Origin of the sequence: Catenulispora sp. MAP12-49 (assembly GCF_041262705.1) — a bacterium.
Taxonomy (GTDB): Bacteria; Actinomycetota; Actinomycetes; order Streptomycetales; family Catenulisporaceae; genus Catenulispora.
In genome coordinates, this window is record NZ_JBGCCP010000002.1 from 459,263 (window position 1) to 480,691 (window position 21,429).

At 71.9% G+C, this 21,429-nt stretch carries 17 protein-coding genes; 6 read left to right on the forward strand and 11 right to left on the reverse strand.

Annotated elements, in window-relative coordinates:
• Positions 1-52: 52 nt before the first annotated feature.
• The gene (locus ABIA35_RS06185) at positions 53-2,008 is read right to left on the reverse strand and encodes an ABC transporter ATP-binding protein (protein ID WP_370357206.1); all 1,956 of its coding nucleotides are present in this window, start codon (positions 2,006-2,008) and stop codon (positions 53-55) included.
• Positions 2,009-2,218: 210 nt separating this feature from the next.
• Here ABIA35_RS06185 and ABIA35_RS06190 point away from each other — a divergent pair, with 210 nt between their 5' ends.
• Together ABIA35_RS06190 and ABIA35_RS06195 are read left to right on the forward strand one after the other, a co-directional pair.
• Positions 2,219-2,875: an HAD family hydrolase gene (locus ABIA35_RS06190; RefSeq protein WP_370357207.1), complete on the forward strand. Its 657-nt coding sequence runs from the start codon at positions 2,219-2,221 to the stop codon at positions 2,873-2,875.
• Entirely contained in the window at positions 2,872-3,345 is a 474-nt protein-coding gene (locus ABIA35_RS06195) for an NUDIX domain-containing protein (RefSeq protein ID WP_370357208.1), read from the forward strand. Before ABIA35_RS06190 ends, ABIA35_RS06195 begins: the two co-directional genes overlap by 4 nt.
• Here the strand turns inward: ABIA35_RS06195 and ABIA35_RS06200 are convergent.
• The 4 genes from ABIA35_RS06200 to ABIA35_RS06215 all read right to left on the reverse strand — a co-directional run bounded on the left by ABIA35_RS06200 (position 3,305) and on the right by ABIA35_RS06215 (position 9,409).
• Complete coding sequence (locus ABIA35_RS06200) at positions 3,305-4,474, reverse strand: cytochrome P450 (RefSeq protein ID WP_370357209.1); 1,170 nt, start codon at positions 4,472-4,474, stop codon at positions 3,305-3,307. The genes ABIA35_RS06195 and ABIA35_RS06200 overlap by 41 nt on opposite strands.
• 32 nt (positions 4,475-4,506) lie before the next feature.
• Positions 4,507-4,896, reverse strand: coding sequence for a hypothetical protein (locus tag ABIA35_RS06205; protein ID WP_370357210.1), 390 nt, complete (start codon positions 4,894-4,896; stop codon positions 4,507-4,509).
• Positions 4,893-6,257 (reverse strand): cytochrome P450, encoded by a 1,365-nt coding sequence (locus ABIA35_RS06210; protein ID WP_370357211.1) that lies wholly within the window; start codon positions 6,255-6,257, stop codon positions 4,893-4,895. The genes ABIA35_RS06205 and ABIA35_RS06210 overlap by 4 nt, the downstream gene beginning before the upstream one ends.
• 170 nt (positions 6,258-6,427) lie before the next feature.
• Entirely contained in the window at positions 6,428-9,409 is a 2,982-nt protein-coding gene (locus ABIA35_RS06215; protein ID WP_370357212.1) for an AMP-binding protein, read from the reverse strand.
• 257 nt (positions 9,410-9,666) lie between these two features.
• Between ABIA35_RS06215 and ABIA35_RS06220 the strand changes: the two genes are divergently transcribed.
• Positions 9,667-10,827 (forward strand): nucleotide disphospho-sugar-binding domain-containing protein, encoded by a 1,161-nt coding sequence (locus ABIA35_RS06220; RefSeq protein ID WP_370357213.1) that lies wholly within the window; start codon positions 9,667-9,669, stop codon positions 10,825-10,827.
• Here the strand turns inward: ABIA35_RS06220 and ABIA35_RS06225 are convergent.
• Complete coding sequence (locus ABIA35_RS06225) at positions 10,818-12,152, reverse strand: cytochrome P450 (protein WP_370357214.1); 1,335 nt, start codon at positions 12,150-12,152, stop codon at positions 10,818-10,820. The two genes, ABIA35_RS06220 and ABIA35_RS06225, sit on opposite strands and share 10 nt — an antisense overlap.
• 95 nt (positions 12,153-12,247) lie before the next feature.
• Between ABIA35_RS06225 and ABIA35_RS06230 the strand changes: the two genes are divergently transcribed.
• Complete coding sequence (locus ABIA35_RS06230; protein ID WP_370357215.1) at positions 12,248-13,135, forward strand: cupin-like domain-containing protein; 888 nt, start codon at positions 12,248-12,250, stop codon at positions 13,133-13,135.
• On the opposite strand, the gene ABIA35_RS06235 is transcribed toward ABIA35_RS06230, so the two are convergent.
• A complete protein-coding gene (locus tag ABIA35_RS06235; protein WP_370357216.1) occupies positions 13,089-14,147 on the reverse strand; it encodes an LLM class flavin-dependent oxidoreductase in 1,059 nt (352 codons plus the stop codon). The two genes, ABIA35_RS06230 and ABIA35_RS06235, sit on opposite strands and share 47 nt — an antisense overlap.
• Positions 14,148-14,231: 84 nt before the next feature.
• Entirely contained in the window at positions 14,232-15,230 is a 999-nt protein-coding gene (locus tag ABIA35_RS06240; protein WP_370357217.1) for a polyprenyl synthetase family protein, read from the reverse strand.
• A gap of 339 nt (positions 15,231-15,569) precedes the next feature.
• On the opposite strand from ABIA35_RS06240, the gene ABIA35_RS06245 reads away from it, so the two are divergent.
• On the forward strand, positions 15,570-16,418 hold the full coding sequence (locus ABIA35_RS06245) for an oxygenase MpaB family protein (RefSeq protein WP_370357218.1): 849 nt from the start codon (positions 15,570-15,572) through the stop codon (positions 16,416-16,418).
• Between the two features lie 32 nt (positions 16,419-16,450).
• On the opposite strand, the gene ABIA35_RS06250 is transcribed toward ABIA35_RS06245, so the two are convergent.
• From ABIA35_RS06250 to ABIA35_RS06260, 3 genes are all read right to left on the reverse strand, one after another.
• Complete coding sequence (locus ABIA35_RS06250) at positions 16,451-17,881, reverse strand: aldehyde dehydrogenase family protein (RefSeq protein WP_370357219.1); 1,431 nt, start codon at positions 17,879-17,881, stop codon at positions 16,451-16,453.
• Between the two features lie 2 nt (positions 17,882-17,883).
• Complete coding sequence (locus ABIA35_RS06255) at positions 17,884-18,753, reverse strand: TIGR03619 family F420-dependent LLM class oxidoreductase (protein WP_370357220.1); 870 nt, start codon at positions 18,751-18,753, stop codon at positions 17,884-17,886.
• Between the two features lie 73 nt (positions 18,754-18,826).
• A complete protein-coding gene (locus ABIA35_RS06260; RefSeq protein ID WP_370357221.1) occupies positions 18,827-19,876 on the reverse strand; it encodes an NAD-dependent epimerase/dehydratase family protein in 1,050 nt (349 codons plus the stop codon).
• Positions 19,877-19,981: 105 nt separating this feature from the next.
• On the opposite strand from ABIA35_RS06260, the gene ABIA35_RS06265 reads away from it, so the two are divergent.
• Entirely contained in the window at positions 19,982-21,184 is a 1,203-nt protein-coding gene (locus tag ABIA35_RS06265) for a sulfotransferase (protein WP_370357222.1), read from the forward strand.
• The last annotated feature ends 245 nt before the right edge of the window (positions 21,185-21,429 follow it).

The window sequence follows — 21,429 nt, forward strand, 5'->3', positions numbered from 1 at the left end:
CCCGGCCCGATCGCTGGGCAACCCCGCCCGACCGGCAGGCAGCCCCGCCCGATCAGAGAGCATGGGCCGCGTTCGCCAGCTGGGCGTACCTGCCGTCTCGCGAGACCAGTTCGCTGTGCGTGCCGATCTGCGCGATCCTCCCGTGGTCGAGCACCACGATCTGGTCGGCGTTGACGATCGTCGACAGGCGGTGCGCGATCACGATCGTGGTGCGGCCCTCGGCCAGGTTGTCCAGCGCTTCCTGGACGGCGCGCTCGGTGCGGGTGTCCAGGGCGCTGGTGGCCTCGTCGAGGACCAGGATCGGCGGGTTGCGCAGGATCATGCGGGCGATGGCCAGGCGCTGGCGCTCGCCGCCGGAGAAGCGGTAGCCGCGGGCGCCGACGATGGTGTCGTAGCCGTCCGGCAGGGAGGCGATCAGGTGGTGGATCCGGGCGCCCGTGGCGGCGTGCTCGATCTCGTCCTGGGTGGCGTCGGGGCGGGCCAGGAGCAGGTTCTCGCGGATCGTGGTGTGCATCAGGTACGTCTCCTGCGACACCAGGCCGACCGCGCGGCACAGCGAGTTGAGGGTGACGTCCCGGATGTCGGCGCCGTCGATGCTCACCACGCCCTGCTGCTGCTCGTACAGCCGGGTGACCAGGTAGGCCATCGTGGTCTTGCCCGAGCCGGTCTCGCCGACGATCGCGGTGACCGTGCCGGGGGCCATCGTCAGGGTGATGTCCTGCAGCGTCCACTCGGGGCTGTCGGCGTACCGGAAGCACACGTCGGTGTAGCGCACCTCGCCGCCGGTGACGGCCAGCTCGGCGGCGCCGGGCTTCTCGTCGATGTCGATCGGCAGGTCCAGCACGTCGAAGATGCGCGCGAAGACGGCCAGCGAGCTGGTCAGGTTCTGGGTGATGCCCTGGATCGAGCTGGCCGGGGCGACCAGCCGGTTCACCATGCTGGTGAAGGCGACCACGGTGCCGACGGTGGCGGCCTTGGCCCCGTGCGCGAACTCCAGTCCGGCCAGGCCGTACAGGATCGCCGGGATGATGGTCAGGCTCATCCGGCGGCTGGCGGTCCGCCACCGGCCGACCATGCTGGCCCGCAGCTCCAGCTGGGAGATCGCGCGGGACTGCGCGGAGAACCGGTCCCGCATGACCTTCTGCAGCCCCATGGTCTTGCTCAGCAGGACCCCGGGCAGCGACAGGGACTCCTCCACGTGCACGGTCAGCTGCGCCATCAGCCGCTGCCGGCCGCGGACCAGGTTGCGGCGCTGTCGGCCCAGGCCGATGGTGATCAGCAGGAACACCGGGACCACCAGCAGCGCCAGCGCGGCCAGCTGCCAGTCCAGGATCATCATCGCGCTGATCACCGCGACCACGGCGGTGCCGTTCTGCACGGCCGAGCTCGCCGTCGAGGTCAGCACGGTGTCCACGCCGCCGACGTCGTTGATCACCCGGGACAGCAGCTCTCCGGAGCGCATCTGGGTGAAGAAGGCCAGCGACATGCTCTGCAGCCGGGTGTACACGGCCAGGCGCAGGTCGTGCATGATCGCCTGGCCGATGATGTTCGACAGCTGCTGGGTGATCACGCCCAGGCCCCCGGAGGCCAGAGACGCCAGGATCATGCCGCCGACCAGCTCCAGCAGGAACGTCACGTTGCGGTGCGGCAGCGCGTTGTCCAGCAGCGTGCGCAGCATGAACGGCGAGGCGACGCCGGTGACCGCCTGCAGGATCACCATGACCGACAGGCCCAGCAGCCGCATCCGATAGGACTTGAACAGCCGGGCGACCCGCAGCAGCGGCGCCTTGCGCAGCCTGGTGCCGTCAGAGGTGGTGCCGATCTGGCCGGGGACGTCCACGCCGGCCTCGGCCGGGTCCGGACCCCGCTGCTTGCGCAGCGTCGGGATCCAGGCCTTGTCCTCTTGCTGCCCCGGACCGGGATCCGATCCGTTGGAGGGGACTGAAATTCTGAGCCACCTGCCCCTCGCGTCGTGCGATTCGGTGCCGGAACTGGCGAAAAATCCCATGGGGGAACGGCGACCGGGATCAGGCCCGGTGATCCACCCCGGGTGAGAATACCCCACCGGGGGTCGATCGCAGAAGCCTGATCCGGACGCCCCGGAAGCCGGTGGCCGGAAGGCCAACTGCGGGCCGCATCCGGGCACCGCCCCGGCGGACGGAGCACGGCTTGGCCGCCCTTCGCAGAACACTGCCACCGAGCTCGGTAGGATCGCGGCGTGACCCCCTCCTTCCCGGACGCCGGTCCCCCGGTCGGCTTCGACCTCGACATGACGCTCGTGGACAGCTCCGCGGCGATGACCGTCGCGCTGAACGCGGTCGCGCGCAGACTCGGGGTGGACATCGATGTCGAGTCCTGCGTCCGCTCCATCGGCGCGCCGCTGCGCGATCAGCTCGCCCGGTGGATCCCCCCGGAGCGGATGGAGGAGGCCATGACGGTCCTGGCCGAGGCGTTCGTGAACGAGGGCGTTTTGAAGGTACGGCCACTGCCGGGGGCCAAGGCGGTGCTGTCCCGGATCCGGGGCGGCGGCGGCCGCGTGCTGGTGGTCACGACCCGCCGCGAGCGGGTCGCACGGCTGTGCCTGCGCCGCGCCGGCCTCACCGTGGACGGGGTGTCCGGCGGCCTCGACCCGGCCGGGAAGGCGGACGTGCTGCGCGGCTCGGGAGCCGGATGGTACATCGGCGACCATCCGCTCGACATGGCCGCCGCGGTGACCGCGGGCATCCCGGGCATCGGCGTGACCACCGGATTCCACAGCGGGGAAGAGCTCACCGCCGCCGGCGCCACCCTCGTGCTGCCGGACCTGGCCGCCGCCGCCACCGGCACCGGCACCGGCACCGCAGACTCGGGACAGAGCTGGCCGTGGGAACGGTGAGCGCGACCGCCGAGCGGACGGGATTCCCCGTACGCGCCCACGTGATCCTGCGGTCCGACGACCGCATCCTGCTCACCCTGCGCGCCGCACGGATGGCCGGCGGGGGCTTCTGGCAGCTGCCCGGCGGACACCTCGAACCCGGCGAGACCATTGTGGAGTGCGCCCTACGGGAAGCCCGTGAGGAGATCGGCGTCTGCCTGACCGCCGAGCAGATCGCCTTCGTCCACGTGAGCCACGTGCTGACGGGACGCGGCGAATCCCGAGTCGCAATGTTCTTTGAAGCTCGCGCCTGGCAGGGCGAGCCGGTCAACCTCGAACCAGAGCTCTGCGACCGGATCGGCTTCTTCCCCATCGACGCGCTACCCCGCCCGACAGTGCCCTACATCGCCGAGGCGATCGAGCACTGCCGGAGGGGAGAGCCGTTCGCGGTCAGCGCAGGCGGACAGGCAGTTTCGCGAGCCCGCGCATGACGCGGTTGTCCTTATATATAGGGGGCCCTTCAACAAGCTCGAGATCCGGCGCACGTTCGATGAGGCTGCGCACCGCGATCTCGACCTCCATCCGCGCCAGTTGGGCCCCGAGACAGAAGTGGATCCCCATGCCGAAGCCCAGGTGCCGGACGTTCGGACGCGTCAGGTCCAGGCGCGCGGGATCGGCGAAGACCTCCGGGTCGCGGTTGGCGGCGCCGAGTACGAGCACTGCGTTGCTCCCCTTGGGCAGGCTGAGCCCCGCGAACTCCACGTCCTTCAGCGTCCGCCGCGCCATGAACTGCACCGGCGAGTCATAGCGGAGCAGCTCGTCGACCCATGGGGCGTTGTCCGGCAGTTTGCCGCCGCGCAGCAGGGCCAGCTGGTCCGGGTTCAGCAGCAGCGCCCGGACCGCGTTGCCGATCAGGTTGACCGTCGTCTCGTGCCCGGCCATCAGCAGCAGCACGCAGGTGGCCAGCAGGTCGCCGTCGTCCAGCCCCTGCTCGGACTCGCGGACCTGGGACAGAGCACTGATAAGGTCCGCACCGGGATTCCGGCGGCGCTTGACGAGCAGCTCGCCGAAGTACATCCGGAAGTACATGATGGCCCGGCTGCGCTCCCGCTTCTCCTCGCCGGACAGCGAGGACTCCGGGTCCTCGCCGCGGGCCAGCGCCGGCGCGAACCGGCTGAACTGCCCCCGGTCCTCCAGCGGGACGCCCAGCAGCTCGCAGATGACGGTGATGGGCAGCGGGAAGTTGAGCGCCTGGACCAGATCGACCTCGCCGCCGTCCCAGGCCGCGTCCAGCAGATCGTCCGTGATCTGCTGGACGCGCGGACGCAGCTCGGCCACCACGCGCGGCGAGAACGCCTTGGACACCAGGCCGCGAAGCCTGGTGTGCTCGGGCGGATCCTGCCGCAGGAAGGAGCGCCGCTGGCCGGCGGTCTCCCGGCCCCGGGCCCGTTCGCCCGGGGCACCCCGGCCCCACCGGTCGTCGCGCAGCACCGCCGAGCAGTACTCGTGGCTCAGGAACGTCAGCCCGACGGACGTCTGCTGCACCGTCGATTCGGCGCGCATCCGCTCGTACTCCGGGTACGGATCGGTGGTGCTGGTCAAGGAGAACGCGTCGGTCATGGGACGCGCGCCCCGCTGGGAGCCATCGGCGCTCAGACCTCGGTGATCGCGGCGAGATCGACGACCAGCTGCGCCGCGGTCGGCGAGATCAGCGCCGGGACCATGCCCAGCAGCTTCTGCTGGTCGCCCTCGACGACCACCCGGCCGGCCAGCAGGATGTCCGCCGGGTCGACCTGGCCGCGCAGCACCGCCAGCTCGTCGCTCCAGTCGTTGGTGATGGTCACCGACGGGTCGTCGATCTTGCCGAGCCCGGTGGTGACCAGCCGGCCCTCCACCACGTCGTCGTAGTAGTGGATGGTCCCGTCCGGACCACCGGTGACCACGTGCTGGATCCGCACCGTGGAGTCGCTCAGGGTCGGCGGGGCCGTCCAGGCCAGCCGGGAACGCTCCGCCAGCCACTCCTCGGACAGGAACTTGATCACGACTCTCCCGCTTCCCCGGCCGCGCCGCGGGCCGCGGGCACTGCCTTCTCCTTGAGCGCGTCCAGCGCCGCGGCGGCGGCCGCGAGCAGCTCCGGTATCTTGCTGTACTCCTCGAACCCGACGGTCGCGCCGACCTTCTTGCCCGGTGTGAACTCCACCGGCAGACCGCGGTCGGTGCGCACCTCCCAGGCCGGGCCGAGGCGCTCGCCGGGGCGGTCGCCCGCCTCGGCGGTGGCGGTGCCGGTCCGGTCGTAGTCGGCCAGCTGGTAGTCGCCCATCCGGTCCAGCACGTGCTGGATCATGATGTCGGCCTCCATCTTGCCCAGCAGGCCGCCGATGCAGAAGTGCAGGCCGTGGCCCAGGGCCAGGTGCCGGTTCGGGCTGCGGTCGATGCGGATCTCGTTGGGCTCCTCGAAGACCTTCGGGTCCCGGTTGGCCGCGGCGTAGCCGAGCACCACGCGCTCGCCGGCCTTGATGTCCTGCCCGCCCAGGCACACGTCCTTGGTGGCGGTGCGGGACAGGAAGGGCACCGGGCTGTAGTAGCGCAGGAACTCCTCGATGGCGCCGGGCAGCAGCGAGCGGTCCTTGTCGACGCGCTCGCGCTGGTCGGGGTGGACCGCGAAGTAGGACAGCCCGCCCAGGGTGAGCCGCGCGGTGGTGGCCATGCCGCCGATCACCATGGTGAAGCAGAGCTCGTACAGCTCCACGTCGGTGAACTTGTGGCCGTCGATCTCGGCCCGCAGCAGGTGCGAGATCAGGTCGTCGCGCGGCTCGGCGCGGCGCGCGGCGATGGCCTCGGAGGTCCGCTTGTACAGCAGCGCCCACGGCGGCTTGAAGCTGAACCGGTCCTCGCCGCGCACGTGCACCGCGTCGGCGATGATCTCGGCGTCCTCCACCGGCAGGCCCAGCAGCTTCATCGTGGTCATCGCCGGGACCAGCTTGGCCAGGTCGTGGAACAGGTCGATGCGGCCGGACTCGATCCGCCGGTCCAGGCACCAGTCCACGAACCGCTCGACCTGCGGACGCATCGCGTTGACCGCCGAGGGCGTGAACTTCGGGGCCAGCAGCCGGCGGTAGGCCAGGTAGTCCGGCGGGTCGATCTCGATCGGCACGGCGCGCACCGGCGTCGAGGGGATCATCACGCCGCCGAAGTCGGTGCTGCCGTTGGGCAGGTCGTGGCGCGAGCAGAAGGTCTCGGCGTCCTTGGCGGCCGCGGAGGCCTCCTCATAGCCGGCCACCATCCAGCGCCCGCCCTGGTACTCCCACCAGCTCACCGGCGAGGGCCGCAGATGGAACAGGCTGTACCGTTCGTCGAGGTCGAATCGGGATTCGGTCGGATCGGCCAACGACTCAGCGCCCACGGACGCCCCCCTACCAGGTTCCGATGGTCATAGCACGCACGAGTCCGAGGCGAATCAATCTTCTAATTCGCTTCGGACTGCGCCACCATAACGACGCCCCGTAGTACCGGTCAAGGCACTGCCGGCGGGGCGAACAGGCCCTGATCCGAGCCCGAAACAGCGCCTTTATATCAGCGGGCTTTTACCGTGGCGATCAGGAAATGCAGGGTTCTGCGCAGCTCCGGGTCCGGGGTGTCCAGATACCCGGTCAACAGATCCCAATCCGCCGCCGAACCGTGCCGTGCGATACACCGGGCCGCCTGCTGCCGGACATGAAAATTTTCACCGGAGTCGGCCAGCAGCGCGCGGCAGATCCCGGCCACCCCCGCGTCCGGCGCGGCGGCCGCGTTCAGCGCGATGAGCACGTGCGACACCACAAAGGGGTGGGCCCGCCGGTGCCCCTCCCGCAGCAGATCGACGACCCGGACGGCCAGCTCGGGCCGGTCGGGTATCAGGATGCCGAGATACTCCCCGGCGGCCGGGGCCAGCGCGGCGTGCCCGGGCAGCTCGGCCAGCAGCCAGTCCACCGCGTACGGGTCCTCGGCGGCTCCCAGCCGGGCCAGGGCGAACCGCAGGTCGCGGACGGCGGGCTCGCCGGCGGCCAGCGCGGCGTCGAACGTCTCGCGCGGGCTCAGGCCGCGCGGCAGGAAGTCGGCGACGATCTGGCGCGCGCCGGCCAGCTTCGTCTTGCCGCCGGGCAGCACCAGCCGCCGGGACCACAGCTCGCGCTCCAGCGCCGCGAACGCGCGCGCCAGGTCCTCCGGCGAGTCGCCGAACATCCGGATGTCGTCCTGCATCCGCACGAACCCCACGCCCAGGTCGCGCAGCACGGCGTCGCCGGTGCTCAGATAGAACGTGCCCAGCAGCGCCGCCGCGGACTGGTCGTGCGGCAGGCCCCAGGGCGCGACCGCCGCCAGCTGGTTCATCAGAGCTCTGATAATGTCCTCGGCGACCCCGCAGCCGGCGAGGTCGGCGGCCAGGACGCCGAGATCGACGTTCTGGCCGAAGGCCGCGACGTCCGTGGTGATCCCCCACCGGGCCTCGCGGGCGAGGGCGCGGGCGGCCTTCTCGAAGTCCAGCCAGCCCCGGCCGCTGACTCCGGTCGCGCCGCACACCTCCGGGCCGAGCCGGTCCTGGATCGCCGGACGGACGGCTTCGGCCAGCGCGGTGAGCACCACCCGGTCCACCGGGTCCAGCAGCGGCACCGGCCGATGGGTCAGCGCGCTCTTGGGCAGCTCCACGACGCGGGCCGGACCAGGCCGGTAGCGGCCCGCGGCCAGCTGCGCCGCCAAGTCCTCGCGGACGCGGTCCCAGTCCAGGGCCAACTCGCGATAGCGCTCCGGTTCGGGGACGGCGTCATTGAGGGCGTCCTCGCGCACCGTGCGCCATGCCCGGTCGAGCAGGTCGCGGTCGTACCACCGCGGCCCGCGGTCTCCCGGGGATCCGTATGCGGCCTGGCCCTGGCCGGGGCCGGCGGCCGACAGTACGACGGGCTCCATCAGCTCGCCCTGGCCGGCGCCCGCGCTGCGCAGTTCCTTCTTGAGCACCTTGCCGACGTCGTTGCGCGGCAACTGTGGCAGAACCCTGATCTCGGTCGGCAGCAGCTCCGCGGGCACGGCCGCGAGCAGGCGGCCGAGCTCGGCGCCGTCCGGGGCCTTCGCACCCGGCACGAGTTCGCAGAACACGACGACGTCCGGGAAGTCGGCCCGGCCGGGCAGCCCGACCGCCGCGGCGTCGACGATCGCGGGGTGTTCGCCAAGTGCGCGTTCCAGGACGGCGGCGGACAGCGGACCCGAGGGCCGCTGAATCAGGTCGCTGACCCGGCCGCTGAGGAAGACGTAGCCCTCGTCGTCGAGCCTTCCCATGTCGCCGACCCGCAGGAAGCCGTCGGCGGTGATCGGGAGTTCGCGGGCGTCGGCTCCCAGATAGGCCGAGTGCGCGGTCTGCGGAGTGCGGACGAGCAGCTCGCCTTCGGCACCCTCGGGCAGCGTCCGGCCGTCGGCGCCGACGACGCGCACCTCGACGTGCCGCAGCAGCCGCCCGGAGGAGCCCGGCTTGCGGTGCTGCTCGGCCGGCGGCATGGCCGCGATCACGCCGGCCTCGGTGGAACCGTAGAACTCGTACAGCCGCCCCTCGCCGAAGTAGGACGAGATCCAACGCTTCAGTCCGTAGGAGACCGCCGCGCTGCCCACGTTGACCGCCTCGATCGAGGAGACGTCATAGGCCAGCAGGACCTCGCGGGGCAGCGCCCGCAGCCGGTGCAGCATCCACGGCGCCGCGGCCCACTGGGTGATCCGCTCCCGCTCGATGGCGGCCAGGACGGCCACCGCGTCGAAGACCGGCGCGACGTGGACGGTGCCGGCCAGACTCAGCGCCCGGTGGGCGAACCCCGGTCCGGAACCGTGGTGCATCGGCATGCTGAGCAGGGTGCGGTTGCGCAGCCGGGCGTGGTGGGCGGCGACGATGTCCCGCTGGTACTCCTTCAGCCTCCGGGTCCGCTCGGCGTCGGCGCCGGGATCCGGGATCGCGCGGCGCACGCCTTGGCGCTCGCCGGTGGTCCCGGAGGTGTAGACCATCAGCGGTGCGTCGGCCCGGCTGCCGCGCGGCGTCCGGGTGCCCTCGTCGAGGAGCGCGGCCAGGCCGGATCGGCCGCAGACCAGGAGCACGCCGGGCCCGACGGTGTCCTGATCTGCTGCTGCGTCAACGCTGTCGGCGGACTCCTCAAGGAACAGGACAACCGCCCCGGTGTCGCCGACCATGCGGCTCAGCTGGCTGGCAGGCGCGTCCGGAGGCAGCGTGGCCAGTGTCCAGCCGAGTTTGGCCAAGGCCAGGGAGACGACGAACCAGTCCGGTCCCGGCGCCAGGGCCACGGCCGCGACAGTCGTCCCGGCAGCGGTGGTCCCAGCGTCGCTTGCCCCGGCCGCGTTTGCCCCGCCATCGTTCGCCCCGAGTCGGCGGCGGGCCAGCGCGTCGGCCAGGCGGTCGGCGCGCTCGTTCCACTCCCGGAAGGTCAGCGTGCCGCCCTCGGCGGTCACGGCGGGCTGGTCGGGGTAGAGAACCGCCCAGTGTTCCGGTCGCTGGCCGTGCACACGGCCGGCCGGTCGGATAGTCATCGAGCACGCACCGCCGTCTGTCGTACGGGCACTGACGGGACCGCAGTATATGAGGATCCTCAAATACCGGGCGGGTCGCGGACCCCCCGGCCGTGGGTGCGCTGATCTGCCTGCGCACGCTAGGGTCTGTCCCGGAACCGGCGGCCGCAAACGCCGTGCGCGCGCCGTGAACGGCGCCCCCATCCGCCGTCGCCGCCTGTTCATCGACCGCTCATCATCGATTGCTGATTCCACCCCTGCCGGGAGAGGACACCACCGTGCCGAGCCGCCGTTTGCGGATCCTGATGACCACCGGGACCCAGCCCGGGCACTTCTGGCCGATGGCCCCGCTGGGCTGGGCGCTGCAGGCGGCCGGCCACGAGGTCGAGGTGGGCTGCCTGCCGGATCTGGCGCCCTTCGTCGGCGCGGCCGGACTGACCGCGCGCGTGGTCGGCCAGGGCGTGGACCTGGAGGAGATCCTGGCCGAGCTCGGCGGGGGCGGCAGCGGCTTCTGGTCCCAGATCGGCGACCTGCGCGGACTGGTCCGCTGGAACGCCCGCGCCGCCATCCCCCTGGTCGACGGCCTGCTGGAATCGGTCCGCGTCCGGCCGCCGGACGTCATCGTGCATCCGCCGACCGAGCTGGCCGGCCCGCTGTTCGCCGGGCTGCTCGGCCGTCCGGCGGTGCTGCACCCCTTCGGCCTGCCGCTGCGTCCGTCGGTCAGCTCGGCCTTCCGCAGCGGCGGCGCCGCGCTGCGCAACCGCTATGGACTTCCCGACCGCCCCGGCGACCCGTCGCTGGTCCTGGACTTCTGCCCGCCGACGCTGGCCGCTGCGGCAGACCTTCCCGAGAGCAAGGCCCGGCCTTTGCGGTATATCCCCTACAGCGGCACCGCGACCATTCCGGACTGGGTCCGCGAGCCTTCCGCCGGTCGCAGGGTCCTGCTGACGTTCGGCACCGAACCGCCGGCCGCCGAGTCCGTGGCCCGGCTGGCCGAGACCGCCGAGGCGGTCGCCGGCGACGGGGTGGAGGTCGTCCTGCCGCTCCCGGCGAGCCTGTCGGGCGAGCAGCTTCCGAAGGTCGGCCCGGACGTCCGGGTCGTCGACTGGTCGCCGCTGCCGGTCACCGCTGCGAGCTGCGACCTGCTCCTGCACTCCGGCGAGGCCGGCAGCACCTTCACCGCGCTGTCCGTCGGGGTCCCGCAGGTCGCCATCCCGACCGTCGCGGAGGAGAACCGCCACGCGGGCGCGCTGGAGGGCGCCGGGGTCGGGCGGTCGGTGCGCTGGGACCGGCCGCTGTCGGAGGTCGCCGCCGCCGTGCGCCGGGTCCTGGACGAGCCCGCGTATCAGAAGGCTGCTTCAGCGCTGGCCGAGGAGTCGCGGCAGATGCCCGCGCCGGCCGCGGCGGTGTCGTGGATCGAGGAGCTCGCTCAGGGCTGAGCATCCCGGGCGGTCTCACGGCCGCCCGGACTCTGTCCATCCAGCCCATCCAGCCGGTCCAGCCGGTCCAGCCGGTTCAGCTCCACATGGAAGTCCTGGCCGCTGTGCTCGCCCGGGGTGAACGTCACGACCAGTCCCCGCTGCAACCGGTCGGTCCAGGTCACGCGCACCGGCTCCGCGGTCGGCTGATACTCGTTGGCGATCCGGTAGTCGGGCATGCGCCGGAGCACCTCCTCGATCATCACCGTGGTCTCGGCGCGCCCCAGCGCGGAGCCGATGCAGCTGTGGATCCCGTGCCCCATGGCCAGGTGCCGGTTGGGGGTGCGGTCCAGCAGGATCTCGTGGGCCCGCGGGAACACCGCGGGGTCCCGGTTCGCCGCGGCGAACCCCATCGCGACCCGATCGCCCTTGCGGATCCGCCGGACCCCGAAGTGGACGTCCGTCGACGCGGTCCGGCACATGAACGGCACCGGGCTGTAGTACCGCAGGAACTCCTCGATCGCGCCGGCCAGGAACTCAGGGTCCTGCCGGGCCCGCTCCCGCTCGTCCAGGTGCACCCCGAAGTACGACAGCGCCCCGAGCACCAGCTTCGCGGTCGTGGACATCCCGCCGACGACGACCGCAAAGCAGATCTCGACGATCTCCTCGTCGGTGCACACCCGGTCCCCGGCGCCGGGGCGCAGCAGCGTCGATATCAGGTCCGAAGCCGGCTCGGCCCGCCGCTTCTCGACGGCCTGCCCGATGCGCTCCAGCAGCACCTCCCACGCCGGGTTGAGGTCGAACCGGTCGTCGCCGCGGGCGTGCACCGCCTCGGCCACGATCAGCGAGTCCTCCAGCGGCAGCCCCAGCAGCCGCATCGTCGTCAGGCCCGGCACCAGCGCGATCATGTCGTGGAACAGGTCCATCTGCCCGGTGCCGATGTACCGGTCCAGGCACCACGTGGTGAAGCGACGGATGTCCGGGGTCAGCGCGCGCACCGCCGACGGCGCGAACGTCGATCCCAGAAGCCTGCGATAGAAGTAGTAGTCCGGCGGGTCAACCTCGGTGGGCACGGCCCGGATCGCGGTGGCCGGGGTCATCACGCCGACCCGCTCGGTGGAACCGGTCGGCAGGTCGTGCTCGGAGGAGTAGGTGTCGTCGTCGCGCAGCGCCCGCAGCAGTTCGTCGTACCCGGTGATGAGCCAGGTGGCGCCGTAGTACTTGAAGCGCGCCACCGGTGTGGCGATCTGCTCGTACTTCGGGTCGGTCTCGAAGCCCAGGTAGCGCTCGTCGACGCTCTGGTCCCCGCCCTGGTCCCCCGCGCCGCGCTCCGCCGGCCCGTTCATCGCTCACCGCTCTTCCGAGTAGACTCAGAATCCTGATCAAAGACAGAGCATACTGACCGGATCCAGCCCGCCCGGCGCCAGCACTGGAGGACCGAGTGCCGCAATCCGCCGTTCATTCCCTGGACCCCGACCGGTTCGCGGCCGACTATCTCCAGCCCGGTTTCCCGGTCGTCGTGCGCGGCGCGCTGGCCGACTGGACGGCCGCGCCGCCGTGGGATCTGGCAGCGCTGGGCGCGCGCTTCGGCGGGCACCGGGTTCCTTTGTACGACACGCTGTTCTCCCTGCAGAGCGTCTCGACGTTCGGCGAATACGTGGCCGCATACACCGACCGGCCGGCCGACGCCGCGGGCGGCCCGCCGTACCTGCGCTGGTTCACCCGGCAGAGCCGCGACCGGATGCCGTGGGCCGACGAGGCGTTCGCCGAGCTCGCCGGCGACTGGTCCATGCCGTCCTGGCTGCCGGACTCCGACTACGTCTTCCCCCGCCTGCCCGGCCCGGCCGATCCCACCCGGGACGCCTTCCCGGCCCGCGGACTGTTCGTCTGCGGCACCGGCGGGCGGACCCGGCTGCACGTGGACCCGTGGGCCAGCGACGCCTGCCTGTGCCAGATCACCGGCAGCAAGCGGTTCGTCATGTACCCGCCCGAGGCGGCCCCGCTGCTGTCCGACCGGACCGGCGCGCTCGTCGATCTGGAAGAGCCCGACGACGCGCGCTTCCCCCGCTGGCGCACGGCACAGCCGGCCTTCGAGGAGGTCGTCGGCCCGGGTGACGCGATCTTCATCCCGGCCGGCTGGCACCACGCCGCCGTCGCGCTGTCCGACAGCATCTCGCTCACCTGGAACTTCGTGCACCGCACTCACGAGCGGCGGTTCACCGACTACCTGCGCGCCGGCGGCTCGGCCGACCCGATCGTGGCGTTCTTCCGGTCCTCGGCGGTCAGCCGGCCCGCAGGTCCGCCCGCAGCGGCCGCATCACCTCGGTGAGGAACCGCTTGCGGAACTCGCCCTGGTACTCGGAGTCCGGACCGATGATGTGGAACCGGTCGACGCCCAGGGCCGCCAGTTCTTCCAGCCGTTCCCGGCAGCGGGCCGGCGAGCCGAGCACGGCGAAGCGCTCGGCGAACTCGGGGGTCAGCGCCTCGGACTGCGATCCGCGGCCGCCGTGCCGGGTCATCTGGTAGGACTTCGCCAACCCGGACAAGACTTCGCGCTGCCCCGGGGCCAGCGGGCCGCTGGGCTCGCCGTACATCGCCGAGAAGCGCGCGAACGAGGCGATCCGCCCGCCGGCGCGGCGCAGCGCGGCACCCGGGTCGTCGTGCACGTCGACGTTGACGAACGCCCCGATCGGCACGTCCGGGCGCACCGACCGGGCCAGCCGGATCGCCCAGGCGACCCGGTCCGGGTCGGCCCCGACGGCCAGCGTCACCCGGTCGGCCAACTCGGCCGCGGTACGGATCACCTGCGGCCCGGAGGCCGCGACCCACACCGGGACCTTCTGCTCCGGCGGAAGCCTGGCCACCCACTCCAGCCGGCTGGCGGACGGCAGGTCGGCCAGGGGCAGCCGGCCGTCGGCGATCAGGTGCGAGGCGCCGCGCGCGGCCTCCTCCATCGGCACCTCCTCGCCGCGCAGGTACGCCTGGACGCACGTGAGGTACCACCGGAACACCGGCAGCGGCGCCGGCCGCAGCCCCAGGTGGGCCAGGGCGCTGTCACCGCGCCCGAGCCCCAGGCTCACCCGGTTGCCGCCGGCCTCGGCCTGCACCGAGGCGATGGCCGAGGCGGTCACCGCCGGATGCCGGGTCCAGGGGTTGGTCACGCCGGTGGCCAACTGGATCCGGGAGGTGGTGACCGCCGCCGCCGTGAGCGCGACGTAGGGGTCGCCCGCGCGGTTCTGGGACTCGTTGAACGCCAGCCCGTCGAATCCCGCCGCCTCCAACTGCGCGGCCCGGCGGCTGCCGGGCACCGAGCGCGTCGAGAGCCAGAACTCCGGTCCCATATGCGTGGACGACCCTTTCGTTGTTCTACTGCACTTGTCTTCTTCGCTGTTCTTCTTGGCTGCTCGTCGACCGCCGCCGGGCGCTCAGCTGCGCCGGTCGCGCATAGACTCGGCGAGCTGCTTCAGCGCGCTGCGCGCCGGGATGGCCGGAACCCCGTCCAGGATGGCCAGGCACCGGTCCACCCGCTCGTCCAGGTCGTCCTGGGTCCGGGCCATCGCAGGGTGCTTACGCAGCAGCGAGAGCGCCTCCTCCAGCGCGGCGTCGTCCTCGGCCAGGTCCGAGTCCAGCAGCTCGCTCAGGCGCGCGTCCTCGGCCGTGGCCATGGCCCGGAAGTGCAGCACCGGCAGCGAGGCGACCTTGGCCCGCAGGTCGTTGCCCGGGCGCTTGCCCAGCTGCTCGGCGTCGGCGGCCACGTCGATGAGGTCGTCGGCGAACTGGAACGCCACGCCCAACTGCTCGCCGAACTCCCCGAGCGCCTCGGCCAGCTCCGGGTCCACCCCGGCCATCAGCGCGCCGACCTCGCAGGAGGCGCGGATCAGCACGCCGGTCTTCTCGGTGACCACATGCAGGTAGTGGTCCATCTTGTCCTGGTTGGGGCCGGGGCCGACCATCTCCCGGAACTGGCCGAAGATCAGCCGCTTGGCGACCCGGTTGTACAGCTCGGAGGCCTTCGGGCCGAGCTCCAGGCCGATCTCGGCGGCCTGGGCGAACAGGAAGTCGCCGGTGAGGATGGCCATCTTGTTGCCCCACAGGATGTTCGCCGTGGGCTGGCCGCGCCGCACGTCGGCCTCGTCCATGACGTCGTCGTGGTAGAGCGAGGCCAGGTGGGTCAGCTCGCAGGCCACCGCGCCGGGGACGACGCGGGCGTCGGCGACGTCGCCGAACTCGGCGGTCAGCAGGGCCAGCATCGGCCGGAACCGCTTGCCGCCGGCCAGCATCAGGTGCTGCGACGCGCGGGTGAGCAGTGCGTGCTGCGACTTGACGATGTCCCTGAGCATCTCCTCGACGCGGTCCATACCTTCGTCGAGCCGAGCCGACAGACCCTCGTCGACGTCGGGGCCCCAGTTGATTCCGCTGCTCACGTGGGTGTCCTCCAGTGGTCCGGCCGCGCCTGCGGCGCCGCGCGTGATGGACGTGGTCGGGTGTCCGGCGGGGTCGGCCGTCCGCGGGCGCGGCGGATCAGCCCAGGCGTGAGCGCCGGGCTGGAACCTCTTGATCCTGGCGGACCCCCCTGTGCTGCACTGCCGGACCGCGTGCGGTCCGCGTCCGGGCCGAGGGCGTCGATGGCGAGGGCTGCCGCCGCGTCCCCGAACCGGTCCGGTGCCCCGTCAGACTATCCGTCCGGCGGGGTCTGGAACAATATCAGCAGTCGTAGTCAGTACGGCGCACGGTGCGGCGGTTTACGGAAGGGGAAACGGCGCGTGACGACCAGCTCTGACACCGACGCGGCCAGTCCGGGCACGCTGTTCGGACCGGATTCGATCAGCCGCAAGGTGCACGCCGATCCGGCGATGTGGCCGGCCGGCGTGCGAGCCCTCTACCTCGAAGCACTGCACCCCCGCGCGGTCCGCGGAGTCCTCGACAACTCCTCCTTCAGACGCGATCCGATCGGCCGCCTCACGCGAACCGCGAAGTTCGTCGCGGTCGCCACCTTCGCCCCCGCGCAGGTCGCCGAGCAGGCCGCACGCCGCGTCCGCCGCATCCACCGCGCCTTGTCGGCCGCGGATCCACAGACCGGGGAGATATTCCCTCTTGACGATCCCGCGCTTTTGCTGTGGATCCACTGCGCGTCAACGTCTTCTTATATAGAGGTGGTCCGCCGTTCCGGACTGCGCCTGTCGCCGGCCCAGTCCGACCGCTACGTCGACGAGCAACGAGCCACCGCCGCACTGGTCGGCCTGGAACCGGACACCGTGCCGGGGAGCATGGCAGAGCTCGATGACTACTTCGCCGAGCAGCGTCCCCTGCTGCGGGCCGGAGACGACGCCCAGGAGATCTACCGCTTCCTCACCGACCCGCCGATGCCGCCGGGACTGCGGCGGCTCACGGCACCCCTGGGCCCCATGGGCACGCCGCTCTACGGCGTGGCCTCGCGCCAGGTCTGGAGCCGGATGTCGCGCGTGGCCTACTCGGCACTGCCGGACTGGGCTGTGGAGCTGTACGGCCACCGGGCCTACTCGGCAGCATCGACGACCCGCTCGCTGCGCTCCCTGCGGACCGCGGGCCGGATGGTGCCGCGGTCGCTGATCGGGCGGGTCGTCGGGCTCTGACCCGACCACCGGCCCGATGCCTGCTGCTTAACTCAGCCTTCGTACATCGCCGAGACGTTGACCGACTTGTACACCTGGAAGTCGGCCACGCCGTACCGGCCCATCTCATAGCCCACGCCCGACTGGCCGCGACCGCCGAACGGCGCGGCGGCGTCGAAGCGGCCGCCGTTGACGTCCACGCGGCCGGTGCGCATGCGGCGTGCAAAGGCGACGGCCCGGTGCTCGTCGGCGGACCACACGGCCCCGGCCAGTCCGTAGCGGGTGCCGTTGGCGATGGTGAGCGCGTGGTCCTCGTCGTCATAGGGGATCACGCACAGGACCGGGCCGAACAGCTCCTCCTGGGCGATCGGTGAATCAGGGTCCTGCACCTCCACGACCGTGGGCCGCACGAAGTAGCCGGTGGACGGCAGGTCCTTGCCGTCCGATCCCTCGACCACGCGCATCCCGGCCGCTCGCGCGGCCTCCAGGTGGGCCAGGACCGAGTCCCGGGCGGCGGCCGAGACCAGCGGCCCCAGCTGGGCGCCGGGGTCGGCGGGATCGCCGACGGGATAGCCGGCCATCACCTCGGCCGCGTACTGGACCGCCGCGTCGAGCGAAGCGCGCGGCACCAGCAGCCGGGTGGTGGCGGTGCAGGTCTGCCCGGAGTTCAACAGGCAGGATGCGACACAGTCCGCGACCGCTGCTTCCAAGTCCGCATCCGGAAGGACCACGAAGGCCGACTTGCCGCCGAGCTCCAGCGAGACCTTCTTCACCGTTCCCGCGGCCTGCGCGGCGATCCGGCTGCCGACGGCCGTGGAACCGGTGAACGAGACCATGTCCACGCCGCTGTGGCCGGCCAGGGCCGGCCCGACGATCGAACCCAGGCCGGCGACCATGTTGAACACGCCCGGGGGCAGTCCGATGCCGTGCAGGGTCTCGGCGAGCATCAGGGCCGACAGCGGCGTCTGCTCGCTGGGTTTGAGCACCACCGTGCAGCCCGCCGCCAGTGCGGCCGCGAGCTTCACCACCGCCTGGTTCAGCGGGTAGTTGAACGGGGTGATCGCCGCGACCACTCCGATCGGTTCGCGCAGGACCAGCGTGTCGCCGAGCCGGTCGGTCCGCTCCGCGTCGTTCAGCGCGTCCAGGAATCCGCCCAGCGCCCGCAGCGGCAACCCGGTCTGCACCAGCCGCGCGAACTCCAGCGGCGCGCCCATCTCGGCACTGATCGCCGCGGCGTAGGCGTCCCGGGAGGCGGCCAGCTCGCTGCGCAGCCGGCGCAGGTACCGGCCGCGCTCCTGCGGCGCGGTCGCCGACCATGCCGGCAGCGCGGCCCGGGCGGCGGCGACCGCGGCATCGACGTCCGCGACCGCGCCGTGCGGGATCCGCGCCACCTCGTGCTCAGTGACCGGGCTGCGCACGGAGAGCGTCTGCTCGTCCGCCGAGGGCCGCCACTGGCCGCCGACGTAGATCATGCGTGTGTCCACTGCTATGCCAGCTTCGCTATGACCCGGTCCGCGAAGCGCTGCATTCCCTCCAGCCGCGCCTCCTGGGTCGGGAAGCGCGATGTGGCCGCCCAGGAGGTGCAGACGAACGAGGTCACGCCGGCGGCGGCGTACTTCTCGTACACCGCCGGCCCCGGCCGGCCGCGCACGCCGACGATGACCTCGAAGTCCTTCGGGTCCCGGCCGGCCTCGTCCAGGTAGCGCGGCAGCCGGGCCAGCACGTCGTCGAGCTCGTACTCGTGCGAGTTGCGGCCGACCCAGCCGTCGCCGAGCCGGGCGGCCCGGCGCAGCGCCGCCTCGCTGGTGCCGCCGACGTAGACCGGCACCGGCTCGGCCGGCGCGGGCGTGATCTGCACCAGGTCGAAGTCGAAGTACTCGCCGTGGTGCTCGGTCAGCCCGCCGGTCATCAGCTTGCGCAGCACCGGGATCATCTCGTCCAGGCGGGCACCGCGGGTGGCGAAGTCGACCCCTGAGAACTTGAACTCCTCGGCGCACCAGCCGGCGCCCACGCCCAGCGAGACCCGGTTGCGGCGGCCGCCGAGCACGGCCGCGGTCGAGACGAGCCGGGCGACGTCGAAGACGTTGTGCAGCGCCGGCACGTACAGGCCGGTGGTGAAGTGGATCCGCTTGGTGGCCGCGGCCATCGCGCCGATCGTCACCCACGGGTCGGGCCACGGGGAGGTGCGCGACCAGGGCACGACGCCGCCGTCGTAGGGGTAGGGCGCGCTCAACTCGGCCGGATAGAGCAGATGGCTGGGCATGGTGATGCCCCAGTAGCCGAAATCCTCGGCGGCCCTGGCCACATCCAGAAGCTGTTCGGTCTCCCACCCCGACACCGACTGCCAGAACTTCACGTGCGTCCCTCCCCGGATACGCGGCCCGGCGCGGTGATCCGCGCCGGGTGAACCCTACCGCAGAGCACGGATATCAAACCTTTTGCACACCGGCCGGGACCGCGTCCTCGCGCTCGGTCAGAAGCCGGTCCAGATCGGCCCGCACCCACGCGGGATCCTTCACGCCGCGGTACCAATCGGTGGTGCGGCGCACCCCCTCGGCGAGGTCCACCTGAGGCCGGTAGCCGAGCAGCCGGTCGGCCAGCGCCACGTCCGCGGACCGGTACAGCGGCCCGGTCGGCATGTCCGGCCGCGCCACGACCTCGGCGCTGTGCCCGGCCGCCGCCAGGACGATCTCGGCGGCCTCGCGGACCGTGTGGTCCTCGTCGGTGGCGACGTTCACCGCGGTGCCGTCGTCGATCCGCTCGGCCGCCAACAGGGTCATCCGCACCAGGTCGTCGACGTAGATCCAGGACCGGATCTGCTCCCCGGTCCCCCACACCTCGAAGGGGTCGGCGCCGACGAAGGCCCGCGCGATCATGGCCAGGATCGCGTGCGACTCCCCACAGCGCGGGCCGTAGGCGGTGAAGAACCGGCAGATGGCGGCGGACATGCCGTTCTCCCGCGCGATCGCGCGCAGCGCCAGCTCCCCGGTCAGCTTCGCCATCCCGTACAGGCCGTCGGGGTCATAGGGCGGGCCGACCAGGTCCTCGCTGAGCCGCTTGCGCCCGGCGGACGGGTCGTCCTGCAGCCACCCCGGGTAGACGCAGGCCGACGAGGCGAAGACCACCTTGCCGGCGCCGGCGGCCAGCGCGGCCCGGTAGACGATCTGGTCCAGGACCATGTTCTCGGCGCAGGCCGCCTGGTGCGACTCGATGTAGCCGCGGCCGCCGTGCGCCGCCGCGAGATGGAAGACCATCTCAGCACCCTCACACGCCTGCGCGGCCGCCTCCGGCGAGCGCAGGTCGAGCTCCAGCATCCGCACGTGCCGCAGGGCCTCGCCCAGGTTCTCCGGCGAGCCGCTGGAGTAGTCGTCGGCGACGGTGACCAGCGCCCCGGCCTCCAGCAGCGCCTCGGTAAGGTGCGAGCCGATGAAGGAGGCCCCGCCCGTTATCAGGATCCTGCGTCCAGAGAAGTAAGCCATTGCGCCACCGTAGCCGGGCGGGGGCTCCGGATGAACATCGCGATGGTGAATACTGATATTCCTCGTCGGCAGCGCCGACCACCGTCGCGAGAGGCCGGTATCGCTGTGAACACCCCACCCATCCTGGTCCTGTGCAACGCCCGCTCCGGCTCGACACTTCTGCGCTATCTGCTGGACACCCACCCCGACATAGCGGCCCCGCCGGAGACCCCGCTGGGCGCCCTGTGCGCGAGCCTGTTGCAGTTCGCGAAGTCCCTGCCGGCGCGCGAGGAAGACCCGGCGGTGACCCTGCTGGCCGGCGGCCGGGAGCTCATCGACGCCGAACTGCGGCGGCACGCGGAGAGCCGCGGCAAGAAGGTGTGGCTCGACAAGTCCGTGGCGACGGTGGACGACCTGGACGCCGTCCAGCAGGTCTTCCCGGACGCGCGCTACATCTGCCTGTACCGGCACGCGATGGACTCGATAGCCTCCGGGCTGGAGGCCTCCCGCTGGGGCTTCGCCCGCTACGGCTTCCGCAAATACGTCCAGCAGCGCCCGCACAACACGGTCGCGGCGCTGGCGCAGTACTGGATCGAGCGCACGTCCAAGACGGTCGCCTTCGAGCGCACCGCCGCGGCCACCCATCGGGTCCGCTACGAAGACCTCTGCGCCCGGCCGGAGGAAACCCTTAAGGGAATCCTCGAGTTCCTCGAACTGCCCGCCGACCCCGATGTGATCGCCGCCATGGTCGCCGGCGCCCTGCGCACCGACCACGACCCGGGCCCCGGCGACTACAAGATCGACTTCTCCTCGGGCGTCGTGTCCGACTCGGTCGGAACAGGCCGCGCCATCCCGGCCGGACTCCTGGAACCAGCGCAGCTGAAATCCATGAACCGCCTCCTGACCCACCTCGCCTACGAAACCGTCGAATCCGACTGGAACACCCGCGGCGGCCCCACCGGCCGCACCGACGCCGACCACGACAGGCTCCGCCGCCAGGTCGCCGACGCCATGTCAGCCCTCCGCCCCCGCCTGGCCGAAGCACACGCAGGCCCCGCCCTCACCTTCGAGATCTCCTACGGCGACGGCGGCCTGGAGCACTGGTCGGCCGACCCGGCCACCGCCGACGTGGTCCTGCGCGACAGCGTGCCGGTGCGCCCGCCGACGTACCGCCTGCACGCCGACGTGTTCACCCGCCTGACCGCCGGGGCGCTCACCTTCGAGAGCGCGACCTATGCCGGGCTGGTGCACCGCACGCGTCCGGACGAGAACCAGGAGAGCGACCGGCTGGCGCGGCGGTTGTTCGCCGCGGGGACGGGCGGCAGCTGAGGCGGTTGGGGGCTGAGGCGGTTGGGGGCGGCGGGGTGTTAGGCGTGGGTCTTCCGTGTGGATGTGCGGGTGCGGTTTGTTCGTGGGTTGACAGTCAACGGCGTTTTCTGACGGCTTCGCGCGGGGTTGGCGGGATCCGTTGGTGGCGCGGGTCGGGGATGCCGCCGGTTTCGCGGGGCGGCGGTGGTGTGGGCAGGTGGTGCTGTCTACTGCCACAGTCAAGGTCAAGAGCGACAAGCAAGGTC

Coding starts and splice junctions, on each gene's coding strand:
- ABIA35_RS06225 (WP_370357214.1), bottom strand. CDS start 12,152: ATGAACGGGCCGGCGGAGCGCGGCGCGGGGGACCAGGGCGGGGACCAG.
- ABIA35_RS06260 (WP_370357221.1), bottom strand. CDS start 19,876: ATGGCTTACTTCTCTGGACGCAGGATCCTGATAACGGGCGGGGCCTCC.
- ABIA35_RS06215 (WP_370357212.1), bottom strand. CDS start 9,409: ATGACTATCCGACCGGCCGGCCGTGTGCACGGCCAGCGACCGGAACAC.
- ABIA35_RS06185 (WP_370357206.1), bottom strand. CDS start 2,008: ATGGGATTTTTCGCCAGTTCCGGCACCGAATCGCACGACGCGAGGGGC.
- ABIA35_RS06200 (WP_370357209.1), bottom strand. CDS start 4,474: ATGACCGACGCGTTCTCCTTGACCAGCACCACCGATCCGTACCCGGAG.
- ABIA35_RS06235 (WP_370357216.1), bottom strand. CDS start 14,147: ATGGGACCGGAGTTCTGGCTCTCGACGCGCTCGGTGCCCGGCAGCCGC.